Raw genomic sequence first — 21,483 nt, 5'->3', positions numbered from 1 at the left:
TCCGTACGCACTGAATGCAGATCGGTCCTCATCTTTCGTCCGCCCGTCCGGTCGATGCGATCGGCCCGGGCAGGGCGCATGCCGCGGGCAACGCTGCGCCGCCGACGCGCGACACGCCGCGGACGCGCAATGAAGAACGCGCGCCGGCCGGATCGGCCGGGCTGAAGACATGGAGTCCGCGCTTCAACGAGCAGGTCGGCAAGGCGCAGCTTGCGGCCGACTATCTCGATCGCGGCATCGGCCAGCTGAAGTCGGTGCGCAGCCTGCTTGGTCAGCAGATCGCGGCAGGAGAAGGTGACGTCGTACTGCAGCGCCGGATCGGTCAGTTCGCGGCGCTGTGGCAGTCGCGTCCGGCGCAGACGGCCGGCAGCCTCGACCCGGCGCTGACGTTCGACGCGGTCAATCCGCCGCTGCGTCAGTTCACCGTTCGCGGACTGGACCTGGCTTCGCTGCGCGAGGGCGACAGCGAGAACCTGAGCTTTTCGGTGGCGGGAGCCGGCCGGCGCACACCGTCGGTCGCACTCGAAGCGGGTCTTCCGGACGTGGAGATCGTGCGCCGCATCGATCAGGCGCTGGCGTCGACCGGTGTGCGCGCGACTGCCGATGACCAGGGCAGGCTGGTCTTCAGCGTGGCCGAACAGGCCTGGCCTGGCGTGCGCGACACGCTGATGCTGCGCGGCGGCGGCATCCGCTGGCCGACCGGCCAGTTCAGCCGGGTGCAGGCGGAAGCACTGCCCGACCGTATCGATCCCGTTCGCTGGTCGGTCGAGGACGCCGACGCCATGCGCGCGACGCTTGCCCAGGCAACCCGCGCACTGGACGCTTTCACGCTTGCCCGCCAGCGGGTCGATGAGGTGCTGCTCGACGCGGTGCACCGTACCGGTGCCGTCCTCCCGCAGAACGCCGCCGAACGCGCCGCGGGCTTTGCCGACGCCTTTGCCACGCTGGGCGAATCTCGCAGCTATCGTGCCCTGAACGAGTTCTCCGGCGCCCTGGCGGGTATCCGGCGGGAGCGCGTGCAAGCCCTTCTTGCCGCCAGGTGAGAACGCCTCCGGCATCGTAAGGCGAGGGAATATTTCCGGAATTGACGGGTGCGGAAACGATTGTCGACAAACTGTACTGGTGTAAATCGAGGCAATTTCATTACACTTTCCCGGTACGCGCTGTCTGACCAACGTTGTTCAGCCCATGCCAAACAATTCAAAACTCGCGACCCCGGAAAAACGCTCGCGGATACGTGGCCAGGAAGGCAAGGCTAGGTTTCGCGAACAACTCCTTGCCGAAGCCAAGGACATCTACAGCCGACAAGGCTACGAAGCCGTATCGGTGCGCGCCGTCACCAAGGCGGTCGGCATTTCGCCGATGGCTTTCTATGGCTATTTCGTCAGCAAGCAGGATCTCGTCAAGCACATCTGGCTCGACTTCTTCTGCGAGCTGTTCGAGTGCCTGAAGCAGGCGAGCAACGTGAGCCAGTCGCCGGTCGAGCGGCTCAAGGCCCACGTGGATGTCTATCTGGACTACTGGGAAAGGCATCCCGAGCGCTATCGCATGGTGTATCTGTCGACCAGCGTGGACGACGAGCGAGAGCGCATTGTCTTCGACGAAGAGGATGTCGTCGCGCAGCAACTGCTCAGCCTGACCCGAGAGCGGGTGAGCGACTGTGCATGTGGCCGTCCGATTGCGGCAGAGCAGATTCACCTGCATAGCGACCTTGTTTTCCTGAAGGCGCTGGGTTACCTGCACGGCGTGCTCACGGTCGGGCGTTACCCCTTCGCGGACCTCAAGCGGATGCGTGGCTGCCTGATAGACGACATCGTCGATGGCGTGGTGCGCGCAACGGCGGCATAGACGCCGCCGCGGCTGACTCACGCCGTACCTGCGGCGTACGCGCCTGGCGCGCGGAGCGGGGCGCTCGTCTGACAGAGGGATGCCCGGACGACATGTTCCTCGGGCGCTGAACAGCGCGACCGGCCTGCCTTTGGGCCATCATCGGCCGCCGTCATTCGCTGGTGCGCGGCGTCCGTCCTACACCCTGTCGGAGCACGGCTACATCCAGATGTCACGAACTTGCCAGACTGCAGGCAAGGGCATCGTCACGGTGCCGGCCAACAACAGGAGGTTCAAAGTGACTCTCAACAGATCCATGGTCGTACTTGCGCTCGCCGCATTTTCCGCGTCGGTCTACGCTGAGCCGACATATCCGAACAAGCACCAGAAGGAAGTGATTCCGGAGGCGCAGCAGTCCGACAGCCAGAAGAAGTTCGAGCCCGAGCAGGACAAGGGCAGCCAGTCCTCCCAGTATCCCAGCAAGCACTCGAACGAGACGGTGCGCGACCGCGATACGAAGAAGAAGGCGTCCGAACGCGCCAGCGAGCGTGAACAGAACGCCTCCGGCCAGACCACCCCGGAACCGCGCAACTGACGTGACCGCGGCGCGACCGGCCGCTCGCCGCTGCGGCGGTGAGCGGGCCGGTCGATCGCTATCCAGCGGGTATGCGGATTGCCACCTCCGATCCTGAGCCGCGCCGCCTCGTTCCAGCGCGTCACGGCGACGATCGATCCCGGAGGAGAGGCGCGATGGAACCGCTCGATCTGCTGCAGTGGCCAGCGATGGCGACGACCCTGATCGCGGCCTGGCTGGTCGCCTCCACGTCGGCACGCCGACGCAAGCAGGGCTTCTACTGGTTCAGTGCCAGCAACGCGCTGTGGGCAGTGTGGGGTCTGTATGCCGGTGCCTACGCACTGGTGCTGATGCAGGCCGGCCTGTTCGCACTGAACGTTCGCGGGATGGTGAAGGCGGCCCGCACCGCCCGCATGGATGCACCGATCGTCCGCGCTGACGGCTCGCCGGATGCGTCCCACTAGTGAGGAGACAGGTTCGATGGCGTCATACAGAGTTGCACTGATACCCGGCAGTCTGCGCAAGGACTCATTCAATCGCCGTCTGGCGCTTGCCATCGGCAAGCTGCTTCCAGACGGGTTCGACACCGTGATGGTGGACATCGGCACGCTGCCGCTCTATAGCGAGGACGACGACAACGCGCCGACGCCGGCGGTCAGCCGCTTCAAGGCGACGATCGCCGAGGCGCAGGGTGTGCTGTTCGTGACGCCGGAGTACAACCGCTCGATCCCCGGTGTGCTGAAGAACGCGATCGACCACGGCTCGCGACCCGCCGGAAAGAGCGTGTGGGCCGGCAAGCCGGCCGGCATCGCCGGCATTTCGCCGGGCTCGCTCGGCACGGCGCTGGCGCAGCAGCACCTGCGCAACGTGCTGTCGCATCTGGACATGCCTGCGCTCAATGCGCCGGAGCTCTTCCTACGCTATCGCGACGACCTGTTTGACGCCGACGGCGCGCTGGCCCGGGGCGCAAGCCGTGACCTCGTCAGCACCTGGGTGCAGCGTTACGCCGCCTGGGTACGGCAGCACGCCGCCTGAGTCCGGATGTCACGCCGCGTCGCGGCGCACGAACCGGATCTGCGCTCGGCAGCGCCGGCATCCACCCGAAATCGATCCGTGCGTCGTGGCCGTCGCGCTGCAATGTCGCGCACTGGAGCAGGAAGCCGAGCGACGTCGAGGCAAGCGCAAGCATCGTGTCTTCACCCGGCCAGAGATGATGCTGGCGGACGTCTCTACTGCCCTGGCGCAGGAAGGTGAATGCGGGCCACCGTCTGTCGGGCCGCGGTGAAAAATCTGCGACCGACATGTAATTCGTGCCGGCCGATCACTGTCCTTTCACGCGGTCCTTCCGTCCACGCGCCCGCCTGCTGACGGGAACCCCGGTTGCTTCGTGCCGGCGGTCACCTCTTTCAGCGGAGCAGGTCATGAGCGTGAAGCAGCATCAACAGGACAGGTCGGGCCACGAGGGCAGGCAGCGGGGCAGCCAGAAGGCGTCGCGGCAACATGGTGGTCAGTACGACGGGCAAACATCTTCGCAACCGCACGGCGGCCCGCAGCGGGCCGAGGCGCCGGCCGGGCGGCCGATACCGGATCCGGTGCAGATACGGACGTTCCTCGGCGGGCTCGATTACCCGCTCAGGCGGGCCGATCTGATCGCGCGGGCGCGCGCCGAGGGCGCGGACGAGAACATGCTGGGAGCGCTGCTGCGCATCCCCGACCGCGCGTACGACAGCGCGGTGTCGGTGTCGAAGGAGGTCGGTGATCGTGACTGAGGCCGCACGCGGCGCGGACGGACACGCCGAGGCTCCGGCGTCGGTGCCCGGCTATTCCGCAGCGGACATCATCGCCGCGCACGACGCGTATCTCGATGGTGCGCCCCTCGCTCCGCGCGAGCTTGCAGGATGGCGCTGGATCGAGGAGAACCATCGCTGCAATGCCGCCCTGTGGCGCGAGGAGGACAAGGCGCGGCGTACCGACGTGCCGGACGCCGAAATCGTGCGTTGCAAGCGCAGCATCGACCGCTTCAACCAGCGACGGAACGATGCCGTGGAAGCGCTGGACGAATGCGTGCTCGGCGCGCTGGTCGGCACTGTCAAACCGCACCCGGACGCACAGCAATCGAGCGAGACGCTGGGCGCGATCGTCGACCGCCTGTCCATCCTGTCGCTGAAGATCTTCCATATGGGCTTGCAGACGCGGCGCGCCGACGCCAGCACAGAGCACGTTGCGAGTTGTTGCGCCAAGCTCGACGTGCTTGTCCGGCAGCGGCGTGACCTGGCGGCCTGCCTCGACCGTCTGCTGGAGGGATTGGCCAGCGGGCGCGTGATCTTCCGCATCTACCGTCAGTACAAGATGTACAACGACCCGGCGCTGAATCCGGAGCTGTACGGACGCAAGGACACCCCGGTCGTCGCGTCGGCGCGTGAAGAGGAGCGGACATCAGCGTCGATGCCCTCGTCCAGACCTGCAACCGTGGTACCGCACTGGCTGTCACGATGACCGCGCTGCCCGTGCAGACGCACACGCGATTGCGTGTCGGCGTGCCCGACCCGGGCGAGCGCGAGGCGGCGGTCGCCCCGGGCGAACCGAGGGCGGTGTTGCGCGCGGGCTACGCGCGGGCGTCGTGGCTCGGCCCGGCCAGGCTGCGTGACGCCAGCGGTCGTGACCTCATGCCATCGGGCGCCTGCTATCGCGAATTGCCGACGACGCTGGACAGGCAAGACATCGACGCACCTCGCCTGCTGCAGGAGCAAAGCCGTTGAGCGCGGTGCTGCATCCGGCGGCGGACGACGGCCTGGACTTCGGCGCGGTGGAGCGCATCGCCGTGCTGCGCGCCAATGGCCTCGGCGATTTCATCTTCGCGCTGCCTGCGCTGCGCGCGCTGCGGCTGCGCTTTCCGGACGCGCAACTGGTGCTGCTCGGCAAGCCGTGGCACAAGCGCTTCCTTACCGGCCGCGGCCCGGTGGTGGACGACGTGGTGGCGCTGCCACCGATCACCGGCGTCGGCGTGCCGCCGGAGCAGGGGGCGCGCGAGGACCCGCGTGCCATCGACGCCTGCATCGCCGGGCTGCGCGAGCGGCGTTTCGATCTCGCCTTCCAGATGCACGGCGGCGGACGCTACTCGAACCCCTTCATCAGGCAGATCGATGCGCGCTACAGCTTCGGCCTGCACACGCCGGACGCGGTCCGCCTGGACCGCTCCCTGCCCTATATGAGACTGCAGAACGAACGTCTGCGTCTGCTCGAAGTGGCGGCGCTCGCCGGCGCCCACACCTGGGAACTCGATCCGCGGCTGCCGGTGCTGGTGCGTGACGAGGTGGAACTGGAGTCGGTCCTCTGTCTGCCGGACGCTCCGCTGGCGGTGCTGAGCCCCGGCGCGACCGACCCGCGACGACGTTGGCCGCCGGCACGCTTTGCCCGCGTCGGTGACGCGCTGGCGGACGCCGGAGCCGTCGTGGTGGTGCAGGGTGACGCCTCCGAGCGGGCGCTCACCGCCGCCGTGACAGCGGCGATGACGCGACCGGCGATCGACGTCGGCGGCAGACTGTCGCTCGACGGGCTGGCCGCACTGCTGGGTCACGCCTGCATCGTGGTCGGCAATGACAGCGGTCCACTGCATCTTGCACAGGCGGTGGGCGCGGCGACGGTTGGCCTTTACTGGCTCGTCAATCTCGTCGTATCCGGTCCGCCGACCGCGCAGCGCCGCCGTGTCGCGCTGTCGGTCACCGCCGACTGCCCGGTCTGTGGCCGCGACAACGTCGCCGTGCGCTGCGAGCACGACCCCTGTTTCATCGAGGACATCCGCGAAGACGAAGTGCTCACGCTGACGCTCGACCTGTGGACGCAGGAGCGCCGCGATCAAGCAGTCCGCGAATCTGTCGCATGACCTCCGCCTGACCCTGATCGGTGGTCGTCCCGTCGTCCGGCGCCATTACGCAGCGATGGCGCATGCGGTCTTCCGGCGCCCAGCGTTCGAGCTCGGAGCAACGGAAGATAACGACCGACGGTGTGCGCAGCGCGGCCGCAATGTGCGACACACCGGTGTCGTTGCACACCAGCAGACGGGCGCCGCCGATCAGTGCGGCCAGGGCGCCCGCGCTGATCGGCGACGCGGCGTCGATGGCCGGAGCGTGCATCGCCTGGCGCACGCGCGCCGTCAGCGCTCTTTCCTCGCCCGATCCGGTCAGCACGACCGTCCAGCCGGTCAGCGCGTGGACGGCGTCCGCCACTGCGGCGAAGCGTTCCGCCGGCCAGCGACGCCGCGGGTCGCGTGCGCCGGGGTGGATGCACACGTAGGGGCGGCCACCGAGCGCGAAGGCGATTCCGCTGGTGGCCAGTTCCGCGTGATCCGCCGGCAGCAGCGGAAATTCCAGTCTGCGGTACGACGACGGCGCGCCGAGGTGATCCATCAATGCAAGCAGCCGCCCGACCTCGCTGCCGCGCGTCGGGTAGGGCAGACAGCTTCCATTCTCGTCCGGCAGGCCGAAGCCCGCCTGGCGCGCAGCGCCGAACAGCGCCACGACGGGGTTGGAAAGCCCGCCGCTGCCGTGCATCTGGATGGCCAGATCGAAACCTCGCGTCTGCGCCTCCGCGACGAAGGCGGGAATCGCCGACAGATCGGGTGCCCGTTCGGGCAGACCGGGAAATCCGGGGAAGGCCAGGAAGTCGTCGATGTAATGCGGAAACCGTGCGGCGAGTCCGGCGGCCCAGGGTAGGCCGACCAGTGTGATCGCTGCGTCGGGACAGCGCATGCGCAGCGCGCGCAGCGACGGAATGGCGCACAGCATGTCGCCGAGCTGAAGTGCGCGGAACACGACGATGTTGCGCGGACGGATGCGACTCAGAAGCGGTGCGTGCATGACGGTTCTCCGGTGGCGGACCGCGATGCCTTGCAATTGGCGGACCGAGGGCGGACCAAGAGCGGACCGGGAACGCCGATTGCTGCGCTCGCTGCAGTCCCGCGTCCGTCGTGCCGCCGCCTCGAGCGGTCGCGACGGTCGCGGCTCCGCGGCTTCACGCGGCGGCAAGGGCGCCGCACTGGCGAAAGGACGGGCGATGACGGACAAACGAGAAGACACGATGCCGGCCGGCTGGTCGCAGCTGGCGGGATTTCCCGGTGGCGGCATCTTCGGTCGTGGCCGGCGCGGCCGCCTGGCGCCCGTGTCGGTGTCGCGTCCTGCCGGCGCGGCGCGTCCGCCCGACGGCGCGGTGGGCCGCACCGCCTTCGCGCGCGAGCTGCTCGCCGGCCTGCAACAGCCGCGCAAGACCACACCGTGCAAATATTTCTACGATGCATGTGGCGCCGCACTGTTCGAACAGATCTGCGCGCAGCCGGAGTACTACCTGGCACGGGCCGAACTGTCGCTGCTCACCCGCCACGCGACGCGCCTGACCGAGTGCATCGGTGAGGACGCGGAACTGATCGAGTTCGGCGCCAGTTCCCCGGTCAAGGCCTCGGTGCTGCTGCACGTGATGCGTCATCCGGCCGCCTACGTGCCGGTCGATATTTCGGGTGGGGCGCTGCTCGAGACTGCCGGTGCCATTTCGATGGCCTTTCCCGGCCTCGACGTGCGCCCGCTGATGGCCGACTACACCGGCGACACAGCGCTGACGCACGCGCTCGACCCGGCGCGTCGGCGGGTCGGCTTCTTTCCGGGGTCGTCGCTGGGCAACTTCGAAGCGGAGGAGGCGCTGGCCCTCCTGATCCGCCTGCGCAAGCTGCTGCAGGGCGGTGGCCTGCTGATCGGCGTGGATCTGGTCAAGGACCCGAGCCGGCTGCACGCGGCATACAACGACGCTGCCGGCGCGACGGCCGCCTTCAACCGCAACGTGCTGGTGCGCGCGAATCGCGAACTGGGTGCCGACTTCAGGCCGGAGCAGTTCGCGCACTACGCCTTCTACGACCCGGTCGCCCGGCGCGTCGAGATGCATCTCGTGAGCCTGTGCGATCAGGATGCCCATGTCGCCGGACGCCGGTTGCACTTCGACGAAGGTGAATCGATACGCACCGAGTATTCGCACAAGTACACGGTGCAGGCGTTCCGTGCGCTGGCCACCCGGGCCGGCTTCCGCCCGCGGCTCAGCGCCATCGACAGCGACGGGCTGTTCAGCCTGCACTGGCTGGAGTCGCCCGCCTGAGCGGGCTGCGGACCCCTTTCCCATCCGTCACCACAGGAGCTGCCATGTTGCCGACCACCGCCGAACGCGTTCCGATGAACACATCCGAAGCCGTGAACGAACTGATCCGCACGCGCACGCTGAGGAATCTCGACCGTGCCGCGCTCGGCGACCGCGGCACGATAGATCGCAGGCTGGCCGAACTGGACAGCGAGTGGGACATCGAACGCTGCCTCGAGGTGAATGCCGCATCGGCGTCGATTGCCGGCTGCCTGCTCGGGCTGTTCGTGAGCAGGCGTTTCTTTGCAGTGCCTGCGCTGGTCGGTAGCTTCCTGCTGCAGCACGCGCTGCAGGGCTGGTGCCCGCCGCTGCCGCTGATGCGACGGCTCGGCGTGCGCACGCTGAGCGAAATCGACGACGAGCGGCAGGCGCTGCTCGTACTGCGCGCCCGCAAGTCGGTCGACGGGCTCGGCCGTACCTTGCGCTGAGGGCGCCGCATGACTGAATCGGCAGGCAAGGCAGGCGGCAGCCTGTTCAGTGGTCACGACATCTACCTCTTTCGCGAAGGATCGCATGCGCGGCTGTATGAACGGCTGGGCTGTCAGCTTGATCCGCCACCGCCCGGCGAGGGCGGCCGCAGCGACGCGCGCTTCGCCGTGTGGGCGCCGAACGCCCGGGCGGTCGAGGTGGTCGGCGATTTCAACGGCTGGTCGCATGGCCACCCGCTGCAGGCGCGGCTCGACGACTCCGGCATCTGGGAAGGCTGCGTGCCGGGCGTAAGCCGGGGCGACGCTTACAAGTACCGCATCCATCGCGCCGACGGTCATGTCATCGACAAGGCCGATCCGCTCGCCTTCTTCTGTGAACTGGCCCCCGCCACGGCGTCGCGCGCCTGGCGCTTCGAGTACGACTGGAAGGATGCCGCATGGATGGCGTCGCGCGCGGCGCGGCAGGCGGCTGACGCGCCGATCAGCATCTACGAGGTCCATCTCGGCTCGTGGCTGCGGCCGCACGAGGGCACTCTGCCGACCTACCGTGACATCGCGCAGCGGCTGGCCGACTACGCCTGCGACATGGGCTTTACCCACGTCGAACTGATGCCGGTGAGCGAGCATCCGTTCTACGGCTCCTGGGGCTATCAGTGCACCGGCTACTTCGCGCCAACCTCGCGCTACGGCACCCCCGAGGACTTCATGTTCCTGGTCGACACGCTGCACCAGGCCGGTCTGGCCGTCATCCTCGACTGGGTGCCGTCGCACTTCCCGGCCGACGCGCATGGTCTGGCGGTATTCGACGGCACCCATCTGTACGAGCACGTCGACCCGCGTCAGGGCTTCCACCCGGAATGGCATTCCTGCATCTTCAACTACGGCCGGCACGAGGTGTGCGCCTTCCTGCTGTCGAGTGCGCTGTTCTGGATCGACCGCTACCACATTGACGCGCTGCGCGTCGATGCCGTCGCCTCCATGCTCTACCTCGACTACGCGCGTCGCGACGGCGAGTGGGTGCCCAACCGCTACGGCGGGCGCGAGAACCTGGACGCGGTGGCCTTCCTGCGCAGTCTGAACCAGGCGGTCGCGCGCGATCACCCGGACGTGCTCACCATCGCCGAGGAATCGACCTCCTGGCCCATGGTGTCGCGCGCGGTGCACCTCGGCGGTCTGGGCTTCAGCCAGAAATGGAATATGGGCTGGATGAACGACACGCTGGCCTATTTGCGGCACGACCCGGTGCACCGTCGCTTCCATCACGGCGCTGTCACCTTCTCGATCTGGTACGCCTTCCAGGAGAACTTCCTGCTGCCGCTGTCGCACGACGAAGTGGTGCATGGCAAAGGCTCGCTGCTGGCGCGCATGCCGGGCGACGAGTGGCAGCGCTTCGCCGGCCTGCGCGGTCTGTTCGGCTACATGTGGGCGCACCCGGGAAAGAAGCTGCTGTTCATGGGGGGCGAATTCGGCCAGTGGCGCGAGTGGGCGCACGAGGGCCAGCTCGACTGGCCTCTGCTGGACCAGCCGCTGCACGCCGGCCTGCGCCGCTGGGTGGCCGATCTGAACCGCATCTACCGCGAATGCCCGGCGCTGCACGAACTTGACTTCGACGCGACCGGCTTCCGCTGGGCGGTGGCCGATGACGCCGACAACAGCGTGCTCGCCTTCCTGCGTCTCGCACGCGACGGCCGCTGCCTGCTTGCGGTCTGCAACTTCACGCCGGTGCCGCGCACGCACTACAGCGTCGGCGTGCCGCACGGCGGCCACTGGCGCGAACTGCTGAACAGTGACGCCGCGCTCTACGGCGGCAGCGGTGCCGGCAATCTCGGTGGCACCCAGGCGGTTCCGGTGCCGATGCACGACCAGCCGTGGTCACTGAATCTGACGCTGCCACCGCTCGCGGTGCTGTGGCTGGTTCCGGAGGACGAACACCATGGATCATCTGTCTGATCTCCCGGCCGAGGGCCGCATCCGCGCCGTCGTGTCGGACCTGACGCCGGCGGTCGACGGCGGCCGTTTTGCCGTCAAACGCAGCCTCGGTGAAACGCTCACCGTGGAGGCGAACTGCTTCGCCGACGGTCACGACGCGGTGCTGGCGCTGCTGTGCTGGCGGCGCGACGACGAGAGCGCGACGACCTGGCACGCGGTGCCGATGCAGCCGCTGGGCAACGACCGCTGGCGCGCGACGCTGCGTCCCGATCGCTGCGGACGCTGGTGGTATTCGGTGTCGGCCTGGGTCGATCCCTTCCGTTCGTGGCGTTCGCAGATGGCGCGCCGTACCGACGACGCCGACATCCGCCTCGCCGCGCTCGAAGGCGCGTCGCTGGCCGAGGCGGCGGCGTTGCGCGCCGGCGAGGCGCTGGCTGACCGCAACCAGCTGCTGCGCTGGGCGGAGCGACTGCGCAACGACGGCGCGCACGCCGACGCGCCGGCGCTGAAGGCGCTCGCCCTCGACGACACCATGGCCGAGGTCGCCGCCCGCCATCCGGACCGCCGCTGGCCGGCCGTCCATGCCCCGATGCCGCTCGACGTCGACCGCGCGCTGGCGCGCTTCGGTGCCTGGTACGAACTGTTCCCGCGCTCGCTGGGCGAGGGCGGCCGGCACGGCCGCTTCGACGACGTGATCGCGCGGCTGCCGGCCATCGCCGCGATGGGCTTCGACGTGCTCTACCTGCCGCCGGTGCATCCGATCGGTCGGGTGCGGCGCAAGGGACGCAACGGCGTGGTCGTCGCCGGGTGCGACGAGCCGGGCAGTCCGTGGGCCATCGGTGCAGCCGAAGGCGGCCACACCGCAGTGCATCCGCAACTGGGCACGCTCGACGACTTCCGTCGTCTGGTGGGAGAAGCGGAGCGTCGTGGCATCGACATCGCGCTCGACATCGCCTTGCAGTGCGCGCCCGATCACCCGTGGGTGACCGACTGCCCGCAGTGGTTCCGCCGGCGCCCGGACGGCAGCGTGCAGTACGCCGAAAATCCGCCGAAGAAGTACCAGGACATCTATCCCTTCGACTTCGAATGCGAGGACTGGCGCGGATTGTGGCAGGCGCTGGCCGGCATCTTCCGGCACTGGATCGCGCAGGGCGTCAAGGTGTTCCGGGTGGACAACCCGCACACCAAGTCCTTCGCCTTCTGGGAGTGGCTGATCGGCACGCTGCGCCGCGAACACCCCGATCTGGTCTTCCTGTCCGAGGCGTTCACGCGACCGCAGGTGATGCACCGCCTGGCCAAGCTCGGCTTCAACCAGTCCTACACCTATTTCACCTGGCGCAACACGCGCGCCGAACTGACCGACTACCTGGAGGAACTGAGTGCCGGGCCGGGGCGCGATTACTTCCGGCCCAATCTGTGGCCGAACACACCGGACATCCTGCCCGAGTACCTGCAGAGCGGCGGTCGCCCGGCCTTCGTCGCGCGCCTCGTGCTGGCAGCAACGCTGGGCACCAGCTACGGCATCTACGGACCGGCCTTCGAGCGCATGGAAGCACGACCGCGCGAGCCGGGCAGCGAGGAGTACCTAGACTCAGAGAAGTACCAGCTGCGCGAGGGCGGACACGCCGACGGCGACGGGCTGGCGCCGCTGATCGCCACCATCAACCGCATCCGTCGCGACAACCCGGCGCTGCAGTTCCCGGGCGGCCTGCGTTTCCTGCCGGTCGACAACGAACAGCTGATCGCCTACGCGAAGCACGATGCGGCGAGCGGAAACGCCGTCGTCGTCGTCGTCAATCTGGATCCGCATCACGTGCACACCGGCTGGCTCGAACTCGATCCGGCCGCGTACGGCGGGAGCGATGACGAGGGCAGCGTGCAGATGCACGACCTGCTCGGCGGAGAGCGCTATCAATGGGCGCCGGGACGCAACTTCGTCCGGCTCGATCCGCAGCGCCTGCCGGCGCACGTGTTCCAGGTTCGCCGGCGCGTGCGCAGCGAGCGTGACTTCGACTACTACCTCTGACCGGAGGCGCCATGGACCGAATCGACGCCGGCGCCGCCGGCCCGCTCCACCCACAGCCGGCCGACGACCCGCTGTGGTTCAAGGACGCGGTCATCTACGAACTGCACGTCAAGGCCTTCTTCGATTCGAACGACGACGGCGTCGGCGATTTCGCCGGTCTGACGCAGAAGCTCGACTACATCCGCGATCTTGGCGTGGACACGCTGTGGCTGCTGCCCTTCTACCCGTCGCCGTTGAAGGACGACGGCTACGACGTGGCCGACTACCACGGCGTGCTGCCGGCCTACGGCACACGCGCTGACTTCCGCCACTTCGTGCGCGAGGCGCACCGCCGTGGCCTGCGCGTGATCACCGAACTGGTGATCAACCACACCTCGGACCAGCACCCGTGGTTCCAGGCCGCCCGCCGCGCACCCAAGGGTTCGTCCAAGCGTGACTATTACGTGTGGAGCGACGACCCGAAGCGCTACGCCGGTACGCGCATCATCTTCACCGACACCGAAACGTCGAACTGGACCTGGGACCCGGTGGCCGGCGCCTATTACTGGCACCGCTTCTTCAGTCACCAGCCCGACCTCAACTTCGAAAATCCGCGCGTGCTGCGCGCCGTGCTGCGCACCATGCGCTTCTGGCTGGACATCGGCGTCGATGGCTTTCGGCTCGACGCGGTGCCCTATCTGCGCGAGCGCGAGGGCACGAACAACGAGAACCTGGCCGAGACGCACGCCACCATCCGCGAAATCCGCCGCGTCATCGACGAGCATTACCGCGGCCGTGTCCTGCTGGCCGAAGCCAACCAGTGGCCGGAGGACGTGCGGGAGTATTTCGGTGACGGCGACGAATGCCACATGGCCTATCACTTCCCGCTGATGCCACGGCTGTTCATGGCGCTGGCGCAGGAGGACCGCTATCCGGTCACCGACATCATGCGGCAGACGCCGGACATCCCGGAGAACTGCCAGTGGGCCATCTTCCTGCGCAATCACGACGAACTGACGCTGGAAATGGTGACCGATCGCGAACGCGATTACATGTGGCAGTTCTTCGCCAACGATCCGCGCATGCGGCTCAACGTCGGCATCCGTCGCCGCCTGGCGCCGCTGCTGGAGAACAGCCGCGACCGCATCGAACTGATGTCCTTCCTGCTGTTCACGCTGCCCGGCTCGCCCATCGTCTATTACGGCGACGAACTGGGCATGGGGGACAACGTCTATCTGGGCGACCGCAACGGTGTGCGCACGCCGATGCAATGGACGTCCGACCGCAACGCCGGCTTTTCGCGCGCTGACCCGCAGCAGCTCTACCTGCCGCCCGTCATGGATCCGGTCTACGGCTACCACGCGATCAATGTCGAGGCGCAGGCGCGCAACCCGCATTCGCTGCTCAACTTCACCCGCCGCCTGATCGCGATGCGGCGCAGCTTGCGCGCCTTCGGACGCGGTTCGCTGGTCTTCCTCGAACCGGGTAACCGCAAGGTGCTGGCCTATCTGCGGGAGTATGTCGACGAGCAGGGCAACGAGCAGCGCGTGCTGTGCGTGGCCAATCTCGCGCGCACGCCGCAGGCGGTCGAACTCGATCTGTCGCGGCACGAGGGCAGGGTGCCGATGGAAATCAGCGGACGCGCGGCCTTTCCGCCGGTCGGTCGTCTGCCCTATCTGCTCACCTTGCCCGGTCACGGCTTCTACGCCTTCGAACTGTCGGCGCAGGCGCCGCCGCCCGAGTGGCACGAAGACCGCATGCCGCAGCCCGATCTGCCCATCCTGGTGCTGACCCACGGCTGGGAAACCTTTGTCGGCGGCGACGGCGGCAGCACGGTGCGCAGCGACATCGCGCGGCGCAACCGCGAACGCCTGCTCGATGAAGCCATGCTGCCCTTCCTGCGCACGCGCCGCTGGTTCGCGGCAAAGTCGGCGACGCCGACACGGGTCAGTCTGGACGAAGTGCGCGAGTGGCGCGCCAACGGCGGTTCATGGCTGTTGTCGGTGTTGCGTGTCGATTTCGCGGAGGTTGCGCCCCAGTTCTACTTCCTGCCGCTGGCGACGGCGTGGGAGGACGAGCCCGATTACCCGGTGGACCGCGTCGGCGGCGCGGCGCTGGCCCGGGTGCGCGAGCAGGCGCGCATGGGTCTGCTGTACGACGCCTTCGCCGACGCGCTGTTCTGCCGAACCTTCGCCGACGCGCTCGAACGCGCCGACACGCTGCCGCTGGCCGGCGGCAAGCTGGTGTTCCATCGCGAGGCGGGCTGGGCCGAACTGCGGCCGGCGGCGGACGACGAGGTCCGGCCGGCAGCGGCCGACCAGACCAATACCGGCGTGTTCATGGGCCCGCGTCTTTATCTGAAGGCTTACCGGCTGTTGCAGCCCGGTCTGAATCCAGAGATAGAGATCGGCCGCTTTCTCGCTGCGCGCGGCTTTCCGGGCACGCCGCAGCTCGCCGGCGCAGTCGAGTACGAGGCCGCCGATGGCCGGCGTTGTGCGCTGGCCATCGCTCAGCAGCGCGTCGACAACCAGGGTACGGCGTGGGACTACGCGCTCGAACACTTCGCGCGCATGTTCTCCGGCGATGCCTGGCCGGGCAGCGTCGAGCCGATGGACGAATATCCGGGGCTGAACCGGATATTCACGCTGCAGATGAGCGCGCTGGGCAAGGCTGTCGCCGATCTGCACGCTGCGCTCACCGATGCCGGAAGCGATCCGGCCTTTGCGCCGGTGCCGCTCGCCGCCGCCGAGGCGCACACGATGCGCGAGCGCGTGCTGCTTGAACTGGAGCGCAGCTTCGCTCAGCTCGAGGGTGCGCGCGACCGCATCGACCGCCAGACCGCCGACGACGTCGCCCTGCTGCTCGCCCAGCGCGAGGTGCTGCGCCAGCAGCTGATGGCGCTGCCGCTCGACGCGAGCGCGATGCAGTGCATCCGCATCCATGGAGACCTTCATCTCGGTCAGGTGCTGCGCGCGCAGGAGGCGTTCGTCATCGTCGACTTCGAGGGCGAGCCGGCACGCCCGGTGGACGCGCGCCGCGGCAAGCAACTCGCGCTGCGCGACGTCGCTTGCATGATCCGCTCGATCGATTACGCGATCAGGACCGCTGCGCAGCGGGTGCTGCACACCCAGCCCGAGCGCGCGGGCGAACTGGCGACGATGGCGACCGCGGCCTGTGCCGACGCGGTCGCCGCCTTCCTGAATGGCTACTCGGGCGGAGATTCGCTGCCCGCGGCGGCCGGCGACTTCCTCGAACTTTTCTCGCTCGAACGCCTGCTCTACGAACTGCGCTACGAACTGGACAACCGCCCTGACATGGTCGGTCTGCCGCTGGCCGCACTGATCGAAGCGAGCGGAGCGGAAAAAACGTTTCCCGCGCTGTAATTCCTACCGGAAACGGCGCGCGGGCGCCGCACCCGCCTTAGGTCGCGGCGGGAACACCCCTTGCAGGCATCCGGACAGGCAGCGCTTCGCCGCTGCATTCCGACATGTGTTTCTTCGCAAGAAGTGGAGACCCCAGATGAATCTTCTCGACCACAAGGGCGTGCCGCTCGACAAGCAGGGACTGAGCTGGAAGGAGATGGCAGGCCAGCCCATCAGCAAGCTCGACGACGAGGCGTTCACGCGCGTCCGCATCATCCTGATGAACGGCATCGAACTGGATGCCCTGCGCCTGTCGCATATCGGGGCACGAATGAACGCCGAACTGCGATTGCCGCTGGCGCGCGTGCGGCGTATCGAGCAGCACCAGGCGACCGCGGTGAACTGGCTGATCGGCGCCGACCACTCGCCGCTCGAAACGACCATCGCCTACGAGCAGGTGGCCATCGAGGTGACGGCGGCGGTGGCGCAGCAGGAGCCCGATCCCCACCTGGCGCAGGTGTACCGCTTCGGCCTGCTGGAGGACTTCGATCACCTCTACCGCTATTCGGCACTGCTGGACCGGATGGAGGGCAAGGACGCCAACAACATCCTGCAGGGCAATACCGACATCGTGCCGGGGCGCCCCACCGTGGACGAACACCGCGCGCCGGAGGACGACCTGCGCCACCCCTATGGCGCGAAGGCCGATCTGCTGTCCAAGCTGCACGCGACCATGATCACCGCGGCCGAATACCAGACGCACGACTACTACATGACGATAGGGCCGACCTTCGCCGACCCGGTGGCGCGTCAGCTCTACGCCGAGATCGCGTCAATCGAGGAACAGCACGTGACCCAGTACGGTTCGCTGCTGAATCCGCGGCAGAGCTTCCTCGAGCTGTGGCTGCTGCACGAGGCGGCCGAGGTCTATGGCTACTACAGCTGCGCGCAATCGGAAAGCAATCCGCGGCTGCGCGCGATGTGGGAGCGCTTCTGCGACTACGAGCTGGGCCACCTCCACCTCGTCTGCGAGCTGATGAAGGAGCACGAGCGGCGCGACCCGGCCGAGGTGCTGTCGCGCGAACTGCCGGCGCCCTTGCCCTTCCATAGCCAGCGCGAGTTCGTGCGCGAAGTGCTGGCGACCGAGGTGGACCTGCGCGCCAGCGGCCCGGACTTCGTGCCGCTCGAGCAGGAGAACCCGGCGTCGATCGCCTATCGGGAGCGCGTCAATGCCGACGGCTCGCCGTCGACCGAAGTGGCCGCCGCCTATCACTGGACGTCCGGTACCGAACTGAACCGTCCGCTGGCCCGCGCGGCGTGACCGTCCGCCGACAAGGAGTACGAAACATGGAGAACGTGACCCGCAGCGGTTTCAACCGCACCGGCGCGCAGACCTCGCTGCATACGGTGCAGAACATGCAGGCCTTCGCCGACGAACAGTCCCCGTCCGGACCTGCGCACATCGACGGCGTGCTCGAAGGGCGTTCGATAGCGGCCGTGCGCGCCGAGTTCGTGCAAGAGGCCGAGCGTATCGGCTCGGTTCCGATACCGACCACGCTGACCGGCGTGCTGGCGACCGGCCTGTCCAAGCTGACCGGCCATCGTCCGGAGGTGCTGGTGGACAAGCTGGGCGAGCGCCTCGCTTACGAACGCACCGGCGTGCGCCTCTATCAGGCCCTGATCGACAAGGCCGAGGCGGTGCAGGCGGAGGTCGCGCTGCCTTTCACCATCGCCGAACTGAAGCACATCCGCGACGAGGAACTGGAGCACATGCACATCGTGACCTCGGCGCTGGAAGGACTGGGCGCCGATCCGACCGCGCAGACCCCGTGTGCCGACGTGATCGGCGTCGCCAGCAGCGGCGCCATGCAGGTGCTCAGCGATCCGCGCACGACGATCGCCCAGTGCCTCGACACCCTCCTGTCGGTCGAACTGACCGACGGCGCCGGCTGGGATCTGCTGATCCGCCTTGCCGGTTCGGCCGGACAGGACGAACTGATCAAGCCCTTCCGCGAGGCGCTCGCCCGTGAGCAGGAACACGCGCAGCAGGTGAAGGGCTGGCTTGAACGCGCCGTCGTCGACGATCTGGACTGACGGCAACCGCGGCCCACAGGTCGCCTTTTCTCAGGAGGACGAACAGATGAGTACACCGAGCACCCGTGCAACCGAAGCCACGCCGCGCGCGACCGACGAAGTGAAGGTCTACGCCGGTGACACCGGCCACCCCATCGTCGATGACTACGGTGGCGACGCCGGCGAGGAACTGATGGCCAGCGAGTCGACGCGGCTGCAGCGCTGCCGCGAACAGCTTTCGCACGTGAGCGAGCACTGCCGCGAGCGGGTGCAGGCGCGTCCATTCACCGCCCTCGCGCTGGCGTCCTTCCTCAGCGCAGCGGTCGGCGTCTGCCTCGGCATGAAGATGCACCGCAGCGCGCGCTGGCACTGGCGCTGAGCAGCGGCGCGAAACCGGACGAGGAGAGACCCGTGATCAATGGCAACAAGCTGACAGGGGGTGTGCCTCCGCAGGAGCAGGACGTTCAGCCCGGGCAGGAAGTGCCGATGCAGCCACCGCCGCGCGACATGATGGAGGACTACCGGGGCGTGGCGAAGCTGCGCGACCGCGTGGCCATCGTCACCGGCGGCGACAGCGGCATCGGCCGCGCGGTATCCGTGGCTTTCGCGAAGGAGGGGGCGCACGTGGTGATCGCCTACCTGGACGAGCACGAGGATGCGCAGGCCACGCTGGCCGAGGTCGAGGAGCAGGGCGTGCGGGGTCTGCTTCGCGCCGGCGACATCGGCGACGAGGCCTTCTGCCGCAAGCTGGTGGACGACACGCTGGAGCACTTCGGCCGGCTGGACATCCTGGTAAACAACGCCGGCGAGCAGCACCCGCAGCCGAGCCTGACCGATATCACGACGGATCAGCTCGAACGCACCTTCCGCACCAACATCTTCGGCATGTTCCACCTGACGCGTTTCGCGCTGCCTCATCTGAAGGAGGGCGCCTGCGTCATCAACACGACCTCGGTCACCGCCTACCGCGGCAGTGCGCGCCTGATCGACTACGCCGCCTCCAAGGGTGCCATCGTGTCCTTCACCCGCTCGCTGTCGGCGGCGCTGGCGAAGCAGGGCATCCGGGTCAATGCCGTCGCGCCGGGTCCGATCTGGACGCCGCTGATCCCGGCGACCTTCGACAAGGACGAAGTCGCGTCCTTCGGAACCGACGAGCCGCTGGGCCGGCCCGGCCAGCCTGAGGAGGTGGCACCGAGCTACGTCTTCCTCGCCAGCGCCGACGCCAGCTACATGACCGGGCAGGTGCTGCATCCCAACGGTGGCGAGATCGTCAATGGCTGATCCAACCTGAAGGGAAATCCATGGAAACGAATGACGCGACGGCATCGAGCGCAGGCGCGCCGCTGGCGCCCGAAATGCAGCGCTGCATCGACACCTGCCACGAGTGCGAGCGCATCTGCCTGCACATGGCGACCGGTCATTGCCTGTCGCTTGGCGGGCGGCACGCCTTGCCCGAGCATCTGAGCACCATGCTCGTGTGCGCGCGGATGTGCGGCACGGCTGCCGACGTGATGGCGATGAATTCGACGCTTCACCGGCAGGTGTGCGCCGTCTGCGCCGACCTGTGCGACGCCTGCATCACCCGTTGCCGCGACCTCGACGACATGGACGCCTGCATCGAGGTGTGCGAGCGCTGCAAGACCGAGTGCGAGGCGATGGTCGATGCCTGATCGGGCGCGCCCGGGGCGCCGCGGCGGCGGTGTTCCGTCGCGCGCGCGGAACGCCGATTGCATGAATGGACGGCCCCTTTCGGGGCATCCCATCCCAATCGCAAGGAGCGAGCCATGGAAACGAGAACCGTTGAATCGATTCAATTCGGAGCCGAGGCGATTCCACCGCACAGCGGCATACACTGGAGCGCCATCTTCGCCGGCCTGGCGGTCGGCCTGTCCGCCCACCTGCTGATGATGCTGATCGGCATCGCCGCCGGTTTTGCCGTGTATGGCACCGGCGAGCGCCCGGACGGCGGCAGCATTTCCATGGTCGCCGCCAGCTGGAACACCTTCAACATGCTGGTGTCCGCCTTCGTCGGCGGCTATGTGGCGGCGCGCTGCAGTGCGCTGAAGCGCGGCTCCGACGGCCTGCTGCACGGCATCGTGTCCTGGGGGGCGACCATGCTGTTCTTCGCCATCCTGACCGGCTCGCTGACCGGCAACGCAGTCACCGGCGCCTTCGGAGTCGCCGCGGTCCGTTCGGCAGCTGTGGCCGAGGAGGCTGCGCCGTCGTCGATCGGCCAGCTCATCGACCGCGTCAATGCCGGCGACCGTGAAGGCGCGGTGGCGCTGATGCGCGAACGCTTCGGCCTCACCGACGAACAGGCGCAACAGGCAGTAGACGAAGCGATGGCCATGCTCGGTCCGGACGGCACGCGCACCGCTGAAGGTCTGAACGACGCGGCGAAGGCCGCATCCATCGTCAGCACCTGGCTCAGCGTGGCGATCCTGCTGTCGCTGCTGTCCGCTGCGGCCGGCGGCGCGCTGGGAGCGCGCAGCACGCGCAAGCGTTCGCTTCCGCGCGTGCAGGCGACGCGGGCGACCGTGTACGGCGACGGGCATCCGTCGCCGATGCGGGGCTGAGCATGGCTCAGCCCGGACCTCTGGGTGGCGGCCCCGCCGGGCACGGACCGGCGCAGTCGCTCGAACCCGGCGAGACGACGTCGATCGGCAGCGACCCGCCCGGCGCCGGGGGCGATGCGCTGCCGGGCAGTGCGACGACCGTCGGTCGCGCCGCCGGCGGCAGCGGAGAACGCGCCGCGTCGGCGTCGTCCCGTCTGCTCGATCTGACGGCGCTCGTTGGCGCCACCGTGCACGGACCGGCGGATGCGACGCTGGGACATGTCGACGCCGTGCTGGCCGACCCGCATTCGGGGCGACTTGCCTATCTGGTACTGACGCCATTGCCCGGCCTGATCGAGGGGCCGCGTGCCATTCCGTGGTCGGTGATCGCCGCCCATCTGACGGAGGGGCAGTTGCATCTGCCCTACAACGCCGACACGCTCGGCATGGCGCCGGCGACCGACAACGGCCGCGTTCCGGACGAGGACGGCGACTGGGTGCAGCAGCTGCACGACTTCTTCGGGTGTCGCCCTTACTGGGTTGCCTGAATCTCGCG

At 68.1% G+C, this 21,483-nt stretch carries 22 protein-coding genes; 21 read left to right on the top strand and 1 reads right to left on the bottom strand.

What is annotated here, in order from left to right; translation table 11 throughout:
- Positions 1-14 precede the first annotated feature (14 nt).
- The 9 genes from AC51BJ_RS16495 to AC51BJ_RS16455 all read left to right on the top strand — a co-directional run bounded on the left by AC51BJ_RS16495 (position 15) and on the right by AC51BJ_RS16455 (position 6,284).
- Positions 15-1,043 (top strand): hypothetical protein, encoded by a 1,029-nt coding sequence (locus AC51BJ_RS16495; protein ID WP_430433445.1) that lies wholly within the window; start codon positions 15-17, stop codon positions 1,041-1,043.
- Between the two features lie 145 nt (positions 1,044-1,188).
- Positions 1,189-1,848, top strand: a complete 660-nt coding sequence (locus AC51BJ_RS16490; protein ID WP_304003105.1) for a TetR/AcrR family transcriptional regulator — start codon at positions 1,189-1,191, stop codon at positions 1,846-1,848.
- A 277-nt stretch (positions 1,849-2,125) separates the two neighbouring features.
- Positions 2,126-2,422, top strand: coding sequence for a hypothetical protein (locus AC51BJ_RS16485; RefSeq protein ID WP_430433448.1), 297 nt, complete (start codon positions 2,126-2,128; stop codon positions 2,420-2,422).
- Between the two features lie 155 nt (positions 2,423-2,577).
- A complete protein-coding gene (locus tag AC51BJ_RS16480; RefSeq protein WP_430433449.1) occupies positions 2,578-2,865 on the top strand; it encodes a hypothetical protein in 288 nt (95 codons plus the stop codon).
- A 16-nt stretch (positions 2,866-2,881) separates the two neighbouring features.
- Positions 2,882-3,436: an NADPH-dependent FMN reductase gene (locus tag AC51BJ_RS16475; protein WP_430433450.1), complete on the top strand. Its 555-nt coding sequence runs from the start codon at positions 2,882-2,884 to the stop codon at positions 3,434-3,436.
- A gap of 386 nt (positions 3,437-3,822) precedes the next feature.
- The gene (locus AC51BJ_RS16470) at positions 3,823-4,170 is read left to right on the top strand and encodes a DUF2795 domain-containing protein (protein ID WP_430433451.1); all 348 of its coding nucleotides are present in this window, start codon (positions 3,823-3,825) and stop codon (positions 4,168-4,170) included.
- A complete protein-coding gene (locus AC51BJ_RS16465) occupies positions 4,163-4,897 on the top strand; it encodes a DUF4254 domain-containing protein (protein WP_496280957.1) in 735 nt (244 codons plus the stop codon). The genes AC51BJ_RS16470 and AC51BJ_RS16465 overlap by 8 nt, the downstream gene beginning before the upstream one ends.
- Entirely contained in the window at positions 4,894-5,160 is a 267-nt protein-coding gene (locus AC51BJ_RS16460) for a hypothetical protein (protein WP_496280956.1), read from the top strand. The genes AC51BJ_RS16465 and AC51BJ_RS16460 overlap by 4 nt, the downstream gene beginning before the upstream one ends.
- 5 nt (positions 5,161-5,165) lie before the next feature.
- Positions 5,166-6,284, top strand: coding sequence for a glycosyltransferase family 9 protein (locus AC51BJ_RS16455; protein ID WP_496280980.1), 1,119 nt, complete (start codon positions 5,166-5,168; stop codon positions 6,282-6,284).
- Here AC51BJ_RS16455 and AC51BJ_RS16450 read toward each other — a convergent pair.
- Positions 6,217-7,257, bottom strand: coding sequence for a glycosyltransferase family 9 protein (locus AC51BJ_RS16450; protein ID WP_496280955.1), 1,041 nt, complete (start codon positions 7,255-7,257; stop codon positions 6,217-6,219). The genes AC51BJ_RS16455 and AC51BJ_RS16450 overlap by 68 nt on opposite strands.
- 196 nt (positions 7,258-7,453) lie before the next feature.
- Here AC51BJ_RS16450 and egtD point away from each other — a divergent pair, with 196 nt between their 5' ends.
- From egtD to AC51BJ_RS16390, 12 genes are all read left to right on the top strand, one after another.
- Complete coding sequence (gene egtD / locus AC51BJ_RS16445) at positions 7,454-8,536, top strand: L-histidine N(alpha)-methyltransferase (RefSeq protein ID WP_496280954.1); 1,083 nt, start codon at positions 7,454-7,456, stop codon at positions 8,534-8,536.
- 44 nt (positions 8,537-8,580) lie between these two features.
- Positions 8,581-9,003, top strand: coding sequence for a hypothetical protein (locus tag AC51BJ_RS16440; RefSeq protein WP_496280953.1), 423 nt, complete (start codon positions 8,581-8,583; stop codon positions 9,001-9,003).
- A 9-nt stretch (positions 9,004-9,012) separates the two neighbouring features.
- A complete protein-coding gene (glgB, locus tag AC51BJ_RS16435) occupies positions 9,013-10,953 on the top strand; it encodes a 1,4-alpha-glucan branching protein GlgB (RefSeq protein WP_496280952.1) in 1,941 nt (646 codons plus the stop codon).
- Entirely contained in the window at positions 10,937-12,958 is a 2,022-nt protein-coding gene (locus tag AC51BJ_RS16430) for an alpha-1,4-glucan--maltose-1-phosphate maltosyltransferase (protein WP_496280951.1), read from the top strand. The genes glgB and AC51BJ_RS16430 overlap by 17 nt, the downstream gene beginning before the upstream one ends.
- Before the next feature lie 11 nt (positions 12,959-12,969).
- Entirely contained in the window at positions 12,970-16,320 is a 3,351-nt protein-coding gene (gene treS / locus AC51BJ_RS16425) for a maltose alpha-D-glucosyltransferase (protein WP_496280950.1), read from the top strand.
- A 136-nt stretch (positions 16,321-16,456) separates the two neighbouring features.
- Entirely contained in the window at positions 16,457-17,620 is a 1,164-nt protein-coding gene (locus tag AC51BJ_RS16420; protein ID WP_496280949.1) for a hypothetical protein, read from the top strand.
- A 26-nt stretch (positions 17,621-17,646) separates the two neighbouring features.
- Positions 17,647-18,393, top strand: a complete 747-nt coding sequence (locus AC51BJ_RS16415) for a hypothetical protein (RefSeq protein ID WP_496280948.1) — start codon at positions 17,647-17,649, stop codon at positions 18,391-18,393.
- Between the two features lie 46 nt (positions 18,394-18,439).
- Positions 18,440-18,751, top strand: coding sequence for a hypothetical protein (locus AC51BJ_RS16410; protein ID WP_430433462.1), 312 nt, complete (start codon positions 18,440-18,442; stop codon positions 18,749-18,751).
- A gap of 32 nt (positions 18,752-18,783) precedes the next feature.
- Positions 18,784-19,653, top strand: a complete 870-nt coding sequence (locus AC51BJ_RS16405) for an SDR family oxidoreductase (protein WP_430433463.1) — start codon at positions 18,784-18,786, stop codon at positions 19,651-19,653.
- Positions 19,654-19,673: 20 nt separating this feature from the next.
- Positions 19,674-20,042: a four-helix bundle copper-binding protein gene (locus AC51BJ_RS16400; RefSeq protein WP_430433464.1), complete on the top strand. Its 369-nt coding sequence runs from the start codon at positions 19,674-19,676 to the stop codon at positions 20,040-20,042.
- Between the two features lie 114 nt (positions 20,043-20,156).
- Positions 20,157-20,948 (top strand): hypothetical protein, encoded by a 792-nt coding sequence (locus AC51BJ_RS16395; protein WP_496280947.1) that lies wholly within the window; start codon positions 20,157-20,159, stop codon positions 20,946-20,948.
- A gap of 2 nt (positions 20,949-20,950) precedes the next feature.
- Positions 20,951-21,475, top strand: a complete 525-nt coding sequence (locus tag AC51BJ_RS16390) for a hypothetical protein (protein WP_496280946.1) — start codon at positions 20,951-20,953, stop codon at positions 21,473-21,475.
- Positions 21,476-21,483: the final 8 nt, after the last annotated feature.

The sequence above is a fragment of the Methyloversatilis sp. S146-33 genome (assembly GCF_059552495.1).
This window is presented reverse-complemented; position numbering and strand designations above follow the sequence as displayed.